Source organism: Microvirga lupini (assembly GCF_014191055.1).
Taxonomy (GTDB): domain Bacteria; phylum Pseudomonadota; class Alphaproteobacteria; order Rhizobiales; family Beijerinckiaceae; genus Microvirga; species Microvirga lupini_A.
On the sequence record NZ_JACHWB010000001.1, the window covers coordinates 360,038 to 373,545 of the forward strand.

The 13,508-nt window shown below is 59.4% G+C and carries 15 protein-coding genes; 13 read left to right on the forward strand and 2 right to left on the reverse strand.

Annotation, left to right across the window (positions count from 1 at the left end; genetic code table 11):
- Positions 1-64: 64 nt before the first annotated feature.
- Positions 65-685, reverse strand: a complete 621-nt coding sequence (gene fixJ / locus FHR70_RS01615) for a response regulator FixJ (RefSeq protein WP_183446442.1) — start codon at positions 683-685, stop codon at positions 65-67.
- Entirely contained in the window at positions 651-3,389 is a 2,739-nt protein-coding gene (locus tag FHR70_RS24450) for a PAS domain-containing sensor histidine kinase (RefSeq protein ID WP_343058698.1), read from the reverse strand. The genes fixJ and FHR70_RS24450 overlap by 35 nt, the downstream gene beginning before the upstream one ends.
- Before the next feature lie 393 nt (positions 3,390-3,782).
- Between FHR70_RS24450 and flgB the strand changes: the two genes are divergently transcribed.
- The 13 genes from flgB to FHR70_RS01685 all read left to right on the forward strand — a co-directional run bounded on the left by flgB (position 3,783) and on the right by FHR70_RS01685 (position 13,477).
- A complete protein-coding gene (flgB, locus tag FHR70_RS01625; RefSeq protein WP_343058699.1) occupies positions 3,783-4,172 on the forward strand; it encodes a flagellar basal body rod protein FlgB in 390 nt (129 codons plus the stop codon).
- Positions 4,169-4,585, forward strand: coding sequence for a flagellar basal body rod protein FlgC (gene flgC / locus FHR70_RS01630; RefSeq protein WP_183446447.1), 417 nt, complete (start codon positions 4,169-4,171; stop codon positions 4,583-4,585). Before flgB ends, flgC begins: the two co-directional genes overlap by 4 nt.
- Before the next feature lies 1 nt (position 4,586).
- Positions 4,587-4,919, forward strand: a complete 333-nt coding sequence (gene fliE / locus FHR70_RS01635; protein WP_183446449.1) for a flagellar hook-basal body complex protein FliE — start codon at positions 4,587-4,589, stop codon at positions 4,917-4,919.
- A gap of 12 nt (positions 4,920-4,931) precedes the next feature.
- On the forward strand, positions 4,932-5,720 hold the full coding sequence (flgG, locus tag FHR70_RS01640) for a flagellar basal-body rod protein FlgG (protein ID WP_183446451.1): 789 nt from the start codon (positions 4,932-4,934) through the stop codon (positions 5,718-5,720).
- Between the two features lie 24 nt (positions 5,721-5,744).
- The gene (gene flgA / locus FHR70_RS01645) at positions 5,745-6,209 is read left to right on the forward strand and encodes a flagellar basal body P-ring formation chaperone FlgA (protein WP_183446453.1); all 465 of its coding nucleotides are present in this window, start codon (positions 5,745-5,747) and stop codon (positions 6,207-6,209) included.
- Positions 6,209-7,306, forward strand: coding sequence for a flagellar basal body P-ring protein FlgI (gene flgI, locus FHR70_RS01650; protein ID WP_183446455.1), 1,098 nt, complete (start codon positions 6,209-6,211; stop codon positions 7,304-7,306). The genes flgA and flgI overlap by 1 nt, the downstream gene beginning before the upstream one ends.
- A 32-nt stretch (positions 7,307-7,338) precedes the next feature.
- Positions 7,339-7,812 (forward strand): MotE family protein, encoded by a 474-nt coding sequence (locus FHR70_RS01655; protein WP_246407779.1) that lies wholly within the window; start codon positions 7,339-7,341, stop codon positions 7,810-7,812.
- Complete coding sequence (flgH, locus tag FHR70_RS01660) at positions 7,809-8,507, forward strand: flagellar basal body L-ring protein FlgH (RefSeq protein WP_183446459.1); 699 nt, start codon at positions 7,809-7,811, stop codon at positions 8,505-8,507. Before FHR70_RS01655 ends, flgH begins: the two co-directional genes overlap by 4 nt.
- Before the next feature lie 19 nt (positions 8,508-8,526).
- Positions 8,527-9,036, forward strand: coding sequence for a flagellar basal body-associated FliL family protein (locus FHR70_RS01665; protein WP_183446461.1), 510 nt, complete (start codon positions 8,527-8,529; stop codon positions 9,034-9,036).
- A gap of 56 nt (positions 9,037-9,092) precedes the next feature.
- A complete protein-coding gene (gene fliP / locus FHR70_RS01670) occupies positions 9,093-9,830 on the forward strand; it encodes a flagellar type III secretion system pore protein FliP (RefSeq protein ID WP_183446463.1) in 738 nt (245 codons plus the stop codon).
- 124 nt (positions 9,831-9,954) lie between these two features.
- A complete protein-coding gene (gene fliF, locus FHR70_RS01675) occupies positions 9,955-11,592 on the forward strand; it encodes a flagellar basal-body MS-ring/collar protein FliF (protein ID WP_183446465.1) in 1,638 nt (545 codons plus the stop codon).
- A complete protein-coding gene (locus FHR70_RS01680) occupies positions 11,592-12,242 on the forward strand; it encodes a hypothetical protein (protein WP_183446467.1) in 651 nt (216 codons plus the stop codon). Before fliF ends, FHR70_RS01680 begins: the two co-directional genes overlap by 1 nt.
- On the forward strand, positions 12,239-13,477 hold the full coding sequence (locus FHR70_RS01685) for a MotB family protein (RefSeq protein WP_183446469.1): 1,239 nt from the start codon (positions 12,239-12,241) through the stop codon (positions 13,475-13,477). Before FHR70_RS01680 ends, FHR70_RS01685 begins: the two co-directional genes overlap by 4 nt.
- Positions 13,478-13,508 lie beyond the last annotated feature (31 nt).

A 13,508-nucleotide genomic window follows, 5' to 3' on the forward strand; every position in this document is an offset into this window, starting at 1 on the left:
TCGTTTGACTTCCGATCTCCCGTCAGCAGAGTGGCCTGAGCTATGATATCGTCCGCTGGCGGGTTCAATGCCCTGTTGCGACCTCCAGAAACAGGGCCATGCGGATCAGTTCGGAAAGGCTCTTCGCTTCCATCTTGGCCATGACGTTCGACCGGTGAATCTCGACCGTGCGGATGCTGATGTTCAGCTCGTGAGCGATCATCTTGTTGGCCTTGCCCGCAACCAAGCCGTCCAGCACCTGCCGCTCCCGCTGTGAGAGAGACTGAAGCCGTGCCTGAGTTCTGAGGAGTTCCTGATTCCTCCGAACGCTCTTCTCGTCACAGACCAGCGCAAAGCGGACCACCTCCAGGAAGCGGTCTTCGCGGAACGGTTTTTCGAGAAAGTCGATGGCTCCTGTCTTCATGGCTTCCACGGCTAGTGGAATGTCGGCATGACCCGTCATGACAATGACAGGGACATTCAGCCCACGCGCGTTGAGGCGCCGAATGAATTCCAGGCCATCGATGCCGGGCATCCGCACATCTGTAACAATGCAACACTGCCCTGGGTCGCTGACCTCGTCGAGGAAGGCTTTGGCGGACTCATATAGGCGAACATTCAGGCCAGCCGATACCAGCAGAAAGGAGAGGGCCTTTCGCACTCCGACGTCATCATCCACCACATACACGATCGGCGTGTTCGACACTGGCCATGTCCTCCTTGTCGACGGTTCTCAACGTAAAATGAAAGGTGGTGCCTTCACCGGGAAGCGACTCAGCCCAGATCTTGCCGCCATGGGATTCCACGATCGTTCGACTGATCGAGAGCCCCACACCCATGCCGCTTCGCTTCGTGGTGGTAAATGGCTTGAAAAGGTTCTTCAAGACCTCCGGTGCAATTCCGGATCCCGTGTCCTGCACGCTGACCTGAACCACGGACTCAAACGGCACGGGCCTCGCCCTGATCACCAGTTCGCGGCGGTCTGCATCCTGCATCGCTTCAATCGCGTTGCGGATCAAGTTGAGCAGAACCTGCTGGATCTGAACGCGGTTTACGAAGACCAGCGGGTTCTCGGACGGAAAATCATATTCAACCTTCACGTCCTTTTCCTTGGCGCCCACCAAGGCCAGGGCGCTGGCCTCCTCGACGAGCCGCTGGAGCCCCTCGATGTGATGCTCGCTTCCGCCTCTGGCCACGAATTCTCGCAATTGCCGGATCACTTCTCCTGCGCGCAGAGCTTCCTCAGCGGCTTCGTTCACAGCGTGGCGCACGAGGGAAATCTTGTCCCCCTCCACGTTGCTCAGGATGAGGCCACACCCTTTCAGGTAGCTTGTGATGGCTGTCAGGGGTTGGTTGATCTCATGAGCTAATGTCGAGCCCATCTCTCCCAGAGCCGTGAAACGGGACATGTAGGCGAGTTCGGACTGCAACTCCTGCATGCGTGTCTCGGTGCGCTGGCGTTCCGTCAGGTCGCGAATGAAGGCTGTGAAGAAGCGCTCTCCATCCGACTCCACCTCGCCGACCTGAACCTCCATCGGGAAGGTCGAGCCGTCCTTGCGCTGGGCTACCACCACGCGTCCGCTACCGATGATCCGCCGTTCCCCTGTCTCGCGATAACGGCGGATATAGCCGTCATGCTGCTCGCGATAAGGTAGGGGCATCAGGAACTTGACGTTCGTGCCAATGACCTCCTCGGGCTGATAGCCGAACATGTTCACAGCTGTCGCGCTGAAGGACCGGATGATGCCGCTTTCATCGGCCACGACCATGGCGTCGGGGACAGTCTCGAGAATGGACCTGAGATGCGCCTCGCTCGCGCGCAGGCGCTCCTCGCTCGAGCGCAGGGCGTTCTCAGCCAGTTTGCGTTCCGTGATGTCCTGAACCGTTCCGATCTTGCGGATTGGGCGTCCATCATCATCGACCAAGGTGCGGCCGATAGCGGTCACCCAGCGCTCCTCCCCTGTATCGGCGCGGATGATCCTGAAGCTGCCGCTATAGGTCAGATCGGTGCCCGGGAGGTCATCGTAGAAGGTAATCGCCATCCGCTTGCGATCATCGGGGTGAACGCAAGCGAGGATGACCTCGCGCGTGATGGTCACATCCTGCGCCAAGCCAAGGATCTGCCGCGCCTCGGGCATCCACTGGCGCCGGCCGGTGACAAGATCCTGGTCCCAAATGCCAAGGGCTGTGGTTTCGATGGCCAGGCGTAGCCTTTCCTCGCTGCTGCGCAGCCTCATTTCGGCTTGACGCTGATCATGGATATCCGTGACGGTGCCAACCCATTCCTGGACTTGGCCGTCCTCATTCACCAATGGAACAGCCCGGGTGAGCATCCAGCGATACTTGCCGTCAAGGCGACGAACGCGGTACTCGACCGTTCCCGGCTCTTCCGATGCACGGATGGCCTGCCACTGCGTGAGAAGCTTTGCCCGGTCGTCCGGATGGACGGTATTCAAGAAGCCGAAGCCCGTATAGTTCTCGTTGGACTGCCCGCTGAAGGTCTCCCAGCCCCAAACTTTGGTGATCGCACCATCGGTCGCCGCGCGCCAGACAATCGCGGAACTGGCTTCGATGAGAGCACGATATTGCTCCTCGCTTCGGCGCAGCCGTTCGGCAGCTATCTTTTGTTCATGGATGTCCGTGACGGTCCCGATCCATTCCTGGACTACTCCGTCGGCATCGCGAAGGGGGACGGCTCTCGTCAGAACCCAACGGTACTCGCCATCAGGCGCAAGCACCCGGTACTCGTTGGTCCCAGCTTCCTCTGAAGCCAGTGTTTCCAGCCATGCGGCAGTCGCGCGCTCCCGATCCTCAGGATGAACCGCATCCAGCCAAGCATAGTCTCCGCTGTTCCCAGGCGGTGTGCAGGGCGGAATGTGCCAGCTCAAGGACCCGTCAATGATCATCCCACTGGCATCTGCCCGCCATACCATCGCAGAGCTTGCCTCGATCAGTGCTCGGTAGCGTTCCTCCTGGGTTTTCAGGGCTGCTTCCGCAGCCATGAAACGGCTGATGTCGCGAGCCGTAAGAACGTAGTTGCGGCCCTGGCCCTCTTCGGTGCTGATCGCATCAAGCGTCACTCGACACAGGATGTGAATACCTTCCTTTGTCCTGCAACGGATCTGATCGGCAGAGTGCCCCGAAGTGGCTGCTGAGGCGAGATCCTGAATGGGCTTCCCGTGAAGCTGCGCCTCAGAATAATAGAGAAACGAGAAGTGGCGATTTAGAACTTCATCCGATCGCCAGCCATAGATACGTTCTGCGCCAACGTTCCATGATACAACGTTTCCCATCTGGTCGAGAGTGACTAGGGCAAAATCGGATATGGCGTTGAGAACATGTGCAGGATCGGGGCTCGCCTGACTTGCAGACGCGCCAACGGAATCCTTTAACGCAGAAGTATGAGTCATAACCCCCCAACCCAAGAGCTGCGTTGCTTGCAGATAATTAACGTATTGGCAATTGATCGCGCAATCGGCAGTCCGGATCGGCTCGTGCAGTAACGGACAGTATTCCGGCGACCGGGCTCTTCATGAGGATAGCTGGCTGAAAATCAACTGATTCGGTTGCGACATGGTAGCACTCTCAGGCGCAGTGCAAGTCGGCTGAGATCCCCAACAATGCAATAGAGTTGCTGTTCAACCGTCTCAAGAGACAAACAAGACGAACCGGCGGGAGCTGAACAAGCAAAGGGCCAAGCCCGGCTGCACTCGAGACGCTGCAGGTCCCTGCACAAGCCAAGTCAGCCTCGTGCAAGGTTGGAGGCTTAAATGCCTCTTTACCATGTTTGCTCGGAGATTCCTGTGACGGCACCTGTTTATCTGTTCGATCTGGCATCGCGACAGGCCCAGTGGCTTGCCACCCGCCAGACGACGATCTCCGGCAACGTCGCCAATGCCAATACACCCGGTTATCGCGCCCGGGACGTCGAGCCTTTCGCCGATGTGCTGGACAAGACGAAGCTGGTCATGGCGGCCACAAACAAGGGACATATCGGGATTTCTTCATCCCGTGCCGAAGCCACGAAGGTGAAGAAGTCCGAGAGCTGGGACACGGTCTATTCGAAAAACTCCGTAAGCCTTGAGCAGGAGCTCATCAAGGCAGGTGAGGTCAACCGCCAGCACTCTCTGAACACGAGCATCGTCAAGTCATTTCACAGAATGCTGCTGAACAGCGTGAGGACCCCGTCATGATCGATCCCTTGATTGCTTCCGGCAAACTGTCCAGTGCTGGCCTGGAGGCGCAGTCGGCACGTTTGCGCGTGGTGTCCGAGAACATCGCGAACGCGAACTCGACCGGGCGGACTCCAGGATCCGATCCTTACTCGCGCAAGACGATCACCTTCCGGTCTGAGCTCGACCGAGCGTTGGGTGCGGCTTCGGTGTCGGTGAAGGATGTCGGCCAGGACGAAGCTCCTTTCCCGGTTGAGTACGACCCCGGCAACCCGGCCGCCGACGAGAACGGCATGGTCAAGAAGCCGAACGTAAACATGCTGATTGAAATGGCCGACATGCGGGAGGCCAATCGCTCCTATCAGGCCAATCTGCAGATGATGAAGCAGGCGAGAGCCATGATCTCCGCAACAATTGATCTCATGAGAGGCTGATATGATCAGTGCCGTATCCTCCATCTCCTCAATGATTGACAGCCCTGCGGCAGTCACGGCAGTCCCAGCATTTGGCACGGCCCAGCCGACTGCCGGAGCTGTCGCCGGCGCATCGCAGGTGAGCTTCAGCGACATGATGGCTCAAGTAGCCACGTCAGCCGTCGATACGATGAAGGCGGGCGAAGCTGCTTCGATTGCCGGCATTCAGGGGAAAGCATCGGTGCAGCAAGTGGTCGAAGCCGTGATGTCCGCCGAGCAGACACTTCAGACCGCGATTGCCATCCGCGACAAGGTGGTTGCGGCCTATCAGGAAATCGCACGGATGGCGATCTAAGAGGATAATGCAATGAGAGCGCTTGCGATTGCTGCCACGGGAATGAATGCGCAGCAGCTGAATGTCGAGGTGATCGCCAACAACATCTCGAACGTCAACACCACCGCCTTCAAAGCGGCACGGGCGGAGTTCACGGACCTTCTCTATCAGACAGAGCGCTCCCAGGCTATTCCGAATCAGGCTGGCTCCAGCCCTGTTCCCGAAGGCGCCATGCTGGGCCTAGGCGTGAAGACGGCCGCCATCCGCAACCTGCATCGGCAGGGCTCCCTGACGAACACCTCGAACCAGTTCGACCTTGCCCTGAACGGACGCGGTTGGTTCCAGGTGAACGCACCAAGCGGCGAGATCGTCTATACCCGTGCGGGATCCTTCAATAAGAATGGCGATGGGCAACTCGTCACCCTCGACGGCTATACCCTCAACCCACCCATCATCGTCCCGCCCAACACGCTCGACGTGACGATCAATGAATCGGGTGAGATCTTCGCGAAGGTCGCCGGAGACGCTCAGCCTCAGAACCTAGGCCAGCTGACCCTTGCAAACTTCGCCAATGATGCCGGCCTGGAGCCGATCGGTGGCAACTACTATCGCGAGACCTTGGCTTCGGGCGCACCGGCCGTGGGCATTCCGTCCGATCCCGGTTACGGAAAGATCCATCAGGGATATCTCGAAGCCTCGAACGTGGATCCCATTAAGGAAATCACGAACCTGATCTCGGCCCAGCGCGCCTTCGAGATGAACTCCAAGGTCATCCAGGCGGCGGACGACATGGCCGGAACCGTCTCAAAGGGCATCCGCTAAACGCGGTATCCGGGTAATCTCATCATGAAGCATTTCGTCCAGCTCACTCTTGCGGCAACCATCCTCAGCGTCGGAACGCTGAATGGCGCGGCGGCCGAGGAGCGCATCCTCCCGGTTCCAGCCGTCACCATTTATGCGGGAGATACGATTCAGGAGTCGATGCTCAAGGACAGGGCTTTCCCGGAGAATTACCGCTACCGTACTGCAGTCGTTGAATCGCCTCGCGTCCTGGCCGGAAAGATGGCACGCCGGACTCTCCTGCCGGGCGAGCCGATCCCGATGAATGCAGTCGACGACCCCAAGCTCGTCACACGGGGCGTTCAGGCTCAGATCGTTTTTGAAGAGGGCGGGCTCTCCATCATGGGAGTCGGCATTCCCCTGCAGTCCGGAACCATGGGTGAGACGATCCAGGTGAAGAATGTCGACAGCGGCCGGGTCATCACCGGACGGGTCCAAGCGGACGGCCGGGTCCGGATTGGAGTCTATTGATGCTCCGCGTCATCCTTTTCCTCCTCGCCGCTCTGCTGGCAACGCAGGCTCAGGCTGCCACCCGCATTAAGGATGTGGCGTCGGTTCAGGGCGTCAGAGACAACCAGCTGATCGGCTACGGCCTCGTCATGGGCCTGCAGGGAACCGGCGATACTCTTCGAAATTCCCAGTTCACCGAGCAGTCTCTGCAATCCATGCTCGATCGCATGGGTGTGAACGTTCGTGACATCAACCTGCGCACCCGCAACGTCGCAGCCGTCATTGTTACGGCCGACCTGCCCCCCTTCGTCGGAACCGGATCGCGCATCGACGTGACCGTCACCTCCATGGGTGATGCGACGTCACTGAAAGGCGGCACCCTCATGCTGACGGCCCTGCAGGGTGGTGATGGCCAAGTCTATGCAGTTGCTCAAGGGGCGATCGTGGTGTCCGGCTTCTCGGCGCAGGGCCAAGCTGAGACCCTGACCTCCGGCGTCGCGACGGCGGGCCGCATTCCGAATGGTGCGTTGATCGAGCGCGAGGTCCAAGGAGGCTTCGATGCTGTCGGTGGATTGGCATTCGAGCTCAAGAATCCCGACTACAAGACCGCGACTTTGATCACCGACGCGATCAACCAATATGCCCAGCAGCGTTTCGGCGTGCGGGTCGCTTCTCCCCGTGATTTTCGCACAGTCGTTCTGCAGAAGCCGAAGAACATCGCAGCGACCCGATTCATCGCCGAACTCGGCGACATTGAGATCAGACCCGATACGCCCGCTCGGATCGTCATCGACCAGCGGACCGGGACGGTCGTTATCGGCAAGAATGTGCAGATCTCAACCGTGGCCATCACTCACGGAGCTCTCACGATCCGTGTGACGGAGACGCCCGAAGTGTCGCAGCCGGATCCCTTCTCGATGGGCCAGACGGTGGTGGTGCCGCGCACGCAGATCACGGCAGCGGAGGAGCGTGTGCCCCTCGCCATCGTTCGAGGGTCTGATCTACAGACCCTCGTCAAGGGCTTGAACCAGATGGGTCTGAAGCCATCCGATGTCATCGCGATCCTCCAGGCGATCAAGACGGCCGGAGCTCTTCAAGCGGAGTTGGTGATCCAATGATCTCTCGCATGGCGTATCAGACATTGAGGCAAATGGCGGCTTCTGCCTTGCTCCTGGGAGCTACGGCTTTCGGCACTCAGGCACAGGAAGCGAATGCAACCGCCAAGAACAGCCAGTACTGCACCAATATCGCCGATGCCGCCTCCGATGCGCGCTTTGCGCTGCAGAAGCAGGCGCTTGCCGATATGGAGAAGGAAATCGAAGGCCGCATCAAGGTCCTCGAAGCGAAGCGTGCGGAATACGAGGAATGGCTCAAGCGCCGCAAAGAGGTTCTTGAGAAGGCCGATGAGACGGTCGTCATGATCTACTCGCGGATGCGTCCAGACGCTGCGGCTCTCCAGCTTATGAACATGGACGAGGAGATTGCGGCTGCCGTAATTGCCAAGCTCAATCCGCGGGCCGCGAGCGCGGTTCTGAACGAGATGGAGCCGGCCCGGGCCGCTCAACTGGCCAATGTCATTACCGACGCTCCCAAGCGCGAAAAGAACCCCGTGAGGCAAAATTGAAGCAGCTCATTGCCATCCTTGGTCTGTGTTTCCTTGCCGCCTGCGCGACAAGGCCGGAGGAGATCGGGCGCGAACCGGGCATGACCCCTGTGGGCTCGGGGATCGCTGTCGACCGCGAGCCGCTCCCGCACCTGTTCAAAGGCAACCGCACGTCGGCTGCGAACTCCACCTGGAGCAACGCCAGTGCCGATCTCTTCACCAGCCCGCGGGCTCGGCAGGTGGGCGATATTGTGACAGTCAACATTCAGATCGACGACAAGGCGGAGTTTGAAAACGCCAGCGACCGCTCGAGGCGATCCTCGGTGAGGGGCGGCCTCGATTATGCCTTCTCGTTCGAGGGCTGGGACGCGGATGGCACGGCTGATGCCGGCATCAACTCTTCATCCAACTCGACAGGGCAGGGGACCATTGATCGCTCGGAAAAGCTGCGCCTGTCGGTTGCCGCGGTTGTCAATGAGGTTCTGCCGAACGGCAACGTGGTGATCAGCGGTTCTCAAGAGGTGCGTGTCAACTATGAGCTTCGCGTGCTCAACATCGCCGGCATTGTACGGCCCCGCGACATCTCGCCGAGAAACACGATCAGCTACGACAAGATCGCCGAGGCCAGGGTGTCCTATGGTGGCCGCGGGCGTCTCATGGAAGTCCAGCAGCCTGCTTACGGGCAGCAGCTGTTTGATGCTGTGACCCCCTTCTAGGCGGAAGAGGATCCGAACGATGGCCAAGGCACTGGAACTTCCAGCACCAGCCGACAGCGCACCGGCCCGGGAAGGATCGTTGCGCTGGCTCCTGACGCTCGGCCTCCTGACGCTGCTCTCAGCTGCGATCGGGGGCGGATTCGGCCTCGTGATGGTCTCAGGCATCGAGAAGCGGGTTGAGGAGAAGTATAAGGCCCTGCCTGAAAAGCCTGAGGTTGCCAGTCCTTATGCGGGTAATATCGGGATCAAGAAGCTCGCTCCGGTGGTTACGAATCTCGCCGCCTCGAACGAGGACTGGGTGAGGGTGGAGGCCTCAATCGTCTACAAGATGAATGAAGAGCAGAACCCCGACGTGATGGCCGGCGAGATCCGCCAGGACATTCTGGCCTACCTCCGCACCCTCTCGCTGGCCCAGATCCAAGGGCCGAGCGGCCTTCTGCACCTCCGGGAAGATCTCAACGAGCGCGTCAAATTGCGCTCGAAGGGTGTCATCCAGGAGCTTGTCCTCGAAACCCTTATCGTTCAGTAGGTCGAATACAGTCTGAGTTTCCAAGCCGCCTGCCGATTTCCCGAAAGATCTTTGCCATGCCTCTCCGTTTGATCCTCACTGGCGCATTCATCCTGCTGGCGTCCAGCGCCAATGCCCAGCTGGCGGATCTTCAGGCTCTAGTTCCTTCGGGAGAAGGCGCGGTCAGCGGACGCATCATTCAGCTCGTCGTTCTCCTGACGGTGCTGTCCCTGGCTCCGGGGCTTCTGATCATGGTGACGAGCTTTACGCGATTCGTGGTGGCCTTCTCGTTTCTGCGCTCGGGGCTTGGCCTCCAGAGCACCCCGGCCAATCTCTTCCTGATCAGCCTGTCCCTGTTCATGACTTTCTTCGTCATGGGCCCAACCTTTGACAAGGCATGGAATGAGGGTGTTCGACCGCTGACGGAGAACCGAATCACCGAGACGGAAGCCTTCACGAGGACGACGGAGCCGTTCCGGGATTTCATGCTGACGCATGTGCGGCCGAAAGACCTTCAGATGTTCAGCGATCTGGCGGCGGTTAATTATCCGAAGCCAGAAGAGGGCGAGAAGATTGACCTGCGAATCCTGATCCCCGCTTTCATGATCTCCGAACTGCGGCGAGGTTTCGAGATCGGCTTCCTGATCGCCCTTCCATTCCTCGTGATCGACATGATCGTCGCCACACTGGTGATGTCCATGGGCATGATGATGATGCCCCCGACCGTGCTGGCGCTGCCGTTCAAGATTCTCTTCTTCGTCCTCATCGACGGCTGGAACATTCTCGTGAGCGGCTTGGTGCGCTCCTACTTCTGACGTTTTTCTGACCATGGGACCCTCTCATCAATGATTTGAACAATCTCTGAGAGGCAGCAACCTTCGCACAAGGTTAGCGACGCAAAATTAATCTCGAGAACATTTATCAGTACCGAGATTCCTCATGCCTGGTCGTCAACAAGCCGAAAGACTCTGGAGTAGTTTGCTGCTGCTGGGCCCGCGCCGCCTGGCTGCCCTGGCCGTGATTGGCCTTGCCGTCTTCCTGTCCGTCGGTGTTGGGGCCTATTATCTCAGCCGCCCGGCTCAAGAGACCTTGTACACCGGTTTGGACCGCGAAGACGTTGGCCGGATGGGCGCCGTCCTCAAGGATGCTGGCATCCCCTTCGATGTGAGCGCCGACGGAACAGCTCTCTTGGTCAGCTATGGCAACACAGCCCCGGCCAGAATGCTCCTGGCCGAGAAAGGGCTCCCGCACAGTACGAAGTCCGGCTACGAACTCTTCAACGACCTTGGCTCACTTGGCCTGACCTCCTTCATGCAGGAGGTCACGAAGGTTCGCGCTCTTGAAGGTGAGCTCGCCCGTACCATCCAGGGGATGAAGGGAATCAAGGCTGCCCGCGTCCACATCGTTCTTCCGGACCGCGGTTCCTTCCGCCGCGAGCAGCAGGCGCCCTCCGCGTCCGTGGTTATCCGCACGGTTCCGGCCGACGATGCATCATCGGCTCAGGCCATCCGGCACCTGGTCGCGGCCGCGATTCCAGGCATGGCAGTCGACAAGGTCACTGTCATGAATACGGACGGTACGCTGCTGATGTCTGGGGATGATGCCTCCAATGCTTCGACGGGTAAGATGGCCCGGCTTGAGAAGACGGTGGGTCTGGAGATCCAGGACAATGTCCGTCGCACACTGACTCCCTATCTCGGCACGGGCAATTTCGAGATCAGCGTGGCCGCACGCCTGAGCACGGACAAGGTCAACACCAGCGAGACGATCTTCAATCCTGAATCAAAGGTCGAGCGCTCGGTTCGCACGATCAAGGAGACGGAGGTCTCTCAGAACAAAAGCGGGCAGAAGCCCACTACCGTCCAGCAGAACCTGCCGGACGAGAGTGTCCGCGCCGAATCAGGCGACAGCTCGAGCGAAGACAACCAGCGCCGCGAGGAGCTGACCAACTACGAGATCTCGTCGAAGACGATCCAGACCGTCAGCGACGGATATCAGATCAAGAATCTCTCGGTAGCCGTACTGGTGAACAGGTCTCGCATCGCCTCCCTGCTGGGTGAGACCGCCACTCCTGCAGAGATGGATGCGAAGATCACGGAGATCGAGCAGCTGGTTTCTTCGGCAACCGGGTTCAGCAAGACGCGAGGCGACCAGATTAAGGTTGCGGCTGTGAGCTTCGTCGATGATGGCGGCATGCTCCAGCCGGTGCCTGGGCCGTCCCTGGCCGAAATCCTCATGCGCCAGTTCGGCACAGTTGTGAATGCTCTCACCATTCTGGCCCTGTGCGCGATGATGATCTGGTTCGGGCTCCGTCCTGCCGTAAGAATGCTGATGGCACGCCATCAAGCCGAACTTGAGCTCCAGCGTGAGCAGGCTGCCGCTCTGGCTGCGGCCGAGGCCGAGGAGGCTGAGAACGAGAACGGAAGGCAGGCGCTTCAGGCTGCTCTTGAGCGGGAGGAGCAGAACCTCATCGAGATGCCCCGCACCCCGCAGCGCAAACTCGAGCAGATCATCGAGCTCAGCGAGGAGCATGCTGCAGCTGTCCTGAAGCAGTGGCTCGGGCGGGAGGCGGCGTGATGTCAGGAGCAATTGCCAGCCTGCTGGAGGATTTCTCGTCTGGACCTCGGAGTGAAGCTCTGGGAATCGGGATCCTGCGCGCCGCCAAGGCTGTTGCTGAGCCTGATCTGACACCGTCGCCACCGGTGGTGGACCGGCAGGCCGAACTCCTCAAGGCTGTTGAAGCGAAGGTAAGAGCTGAGGAGAGGGATGCTGCTCGGCTGCAGCTTGAAGAGGCGGTTGCGGCCGAGAGGACCCGCTACGAGGATGAACTGGCGTCACAGCGCGTCATCTGGGTGGAGCAGCAGGCAGGTCAGCTCTCGACCTTGATCGTGGCGGGCATTGGCCGGATCGAGTCCATGCTCTCAGAGAGAGTTGCCAACATCCTGATACCTTTCGTCTCTGAGGCTTTCCGGCAGCAGAGCATCACCGAACTCAAGGAGGCCCTCGCAACGCTTCTTCTCGGCGAGGAGATGGGGCCAATGAAGATTGCCGGGCCTGAGGACCTCCTGCAGGCGCTGAAGGCGAATCTTGGTCCTCACGGAGCTGCGATCGAGTTCCTCCCGGGCGACCATGTCGAGGTGAGCGTCATCACTCGCGACACGACCGTGCAGACCCAGCTGCAAGCTTGGTCAGATCGGCTCGAGCAGGTTTTGAAGGCTGAGTCATGACATCTAAAACGAACAAGCATGAAATTGTCATCGTCAGGAGAAGCGATGATGGCGAGGATGTTGTGAAGGGCGGGGCGTGGAAGATTGCTCATGCGGACTTCATGACTGCCATGATGGCCTTCTTTCTCGTGATGTGGCTTATCAGCCTGACGGATGAGGAGACGCGCAGCGGCGTGGCCAATTACTTCAACCCGGTGCAACTTGCAGAGTCGACCCCCAATAAGAAGGGTCTCGATGATCCGCAGAACGTTCCTCCGGATAACGAGACCGACAATACGAAAGACGGAAAAGAAAAGGGGAGTGGCGAAGGCACAGGCGGGAAGTCTCATCAACTGCAGAAGCCTCGCTTCAAGGAGGGGGCCCTATTCCAGGATCCTTATGCCGTACTCGCCAGGATTGCCGACGAGATCGAGCCAACCCCACACGACACTCTTGGTGCCGATGTCACTCCCGGCGAGAGCGATGTACCTGGGCTGAAAGCCGGTGAGGCTTTCCGTGATCCGTTCGACCCGCTCTACTGGCAGGTGGCACCGGTCGAAGAGATGAAGACGGACACGCCATTGAAGCCGGGCACGGCGCCGTCTGCGCCTTCCAAAGCCATCATGGATGCGATCGCGTCTTTGAGCGAAAAGCCTCAGACAGGTCGCAAGACGCAGCAGCAGGCCTCTGTTGAGGGTGATGCATCTCCGGAGGGAGCGGCCACGCCTTCAGCCAGGGGGCAGTCCGCTGCTCCCGGAGTCTCAGTCGAACAGAACGCTTCAGAAACGAATGCCGCAGATCAGAAGGCCGCGGAGCTGAAGCGCGAAATCCTCAAGGCTGTTCAACCGACGAAGGACGTTACGCCTCAGCCGCATATCGAGGTTCGTCGAACCGGTGCGGGAACCCTGATCAGCCTCACAGACGATTTCGATTTCACGATGTTCGCGGTTGGCTCCGCAGAGCCACACGCCAAGGTCGTACGCGCCATGGCAGAAATCGCCAAGATCCTTCAGGCACGATCTGGCAAGATCGTGATCCGTGGTCACACCGATGCCCGACCTTTCAAATCGGCCAACTATGACAACTGGCGCCTGTCTCACGCAAGAGCCCAGATGGCCTTGTACATGCTCGTCCGAGGGGGCTTGGACGAAAGGAGGATCGTACGCGTCGAGGGGCATGCAGACCGAGAACCGAAGATCCCAAGTGATCCCAATGCCGACCAGAACCGTCGCGTCGAGATTCTTCTGCAGGAGTAATGATGGTGAATGTGCACCTGCTCGCTGCTCT

Bases quoted from the DNA above. Each gene is read 5' to 3' on its own strand.
- FHR70_RS24450 (WP_343058698.1), bottom strand. From the start codon at position 3,389: ATGACTCATACTTCTGCGTTAAAGGATTCCGTTGGCGCGTCTGCAAGT.
- flgC (WP_183446447.1), top strand. From the start codon at position 4,169: ATGATCGATCCCTTGATTGCTTCCGGCAAACTGTCCAGTGCTGGCCTG.
- fliE (WP_183446449.1), top strand. From the start codon at position 4,587: ATGATCAGTGCCGTATCCTCCATCTCCTCAATGATTGACAGCCCTGCG.
- flgG (WP_183446451.1), top strand. From the start codon at position 4,932: ATGAGAGCGCTTGCGATTGCTGCCACGGGAATGAATGCGCAGCAGCTG.
- flgA (WP_183446453.1), top strand. From the start codon at position 5,745: ATGAAGCATTTCGTCCAGCTCACTCTTGCGGCAACCATCCTCAGCGTC.
- flgI (WP_183446455.1), top strand. From the start codon at position 6,209: ATGCTCCGCGTCATCCTTTTCCTCCTCGCCGCTCTGCTGGCAACGCAG.
- FHR70_RS01655 (WP_246407779.1), top strand. From the start codon at position 7,339: ATGGCGGCTTCTGCCTTGCTCCTGGGAGCTACGGCTTTCGGCACTCAG.
- FHR70_RS01665 (WP_183446461.1), top strand. From the start codon at position 8,527: ATGGCCAAGGCACTGGAACTTCCAGCACCAGCCGACAGCGCACCGGCC.
- fliP (WP_183446463.1), top strand. From the start codon at position 9,093: ATGCCTCTCCGTTTGATCCTCACTGGCGCATTCATCCTGCTGGCGTCC.
- fliF (WP_183446465.1), top strand. From the start codon at position 9,955: ATGCCTGGTCGTCAACAAGCCGAAAGACTCTGGAGTAGTTTGCTGCTG.
- FHR70_RS01680 (WP_183446467.1), top strand. From the start codon at position 11,592: ATGTCAGGAGCAATTGCCAGCCTGCTGGAGGATTTCTCGTCTGGACCT.
- FHR70_RS01685 (WP_183446469.1), top strand. From the start codon at position 12,239: ATGACATCTAAAACGAACAAGCATGAAATTGTCATCGTCAGGAGAAGC.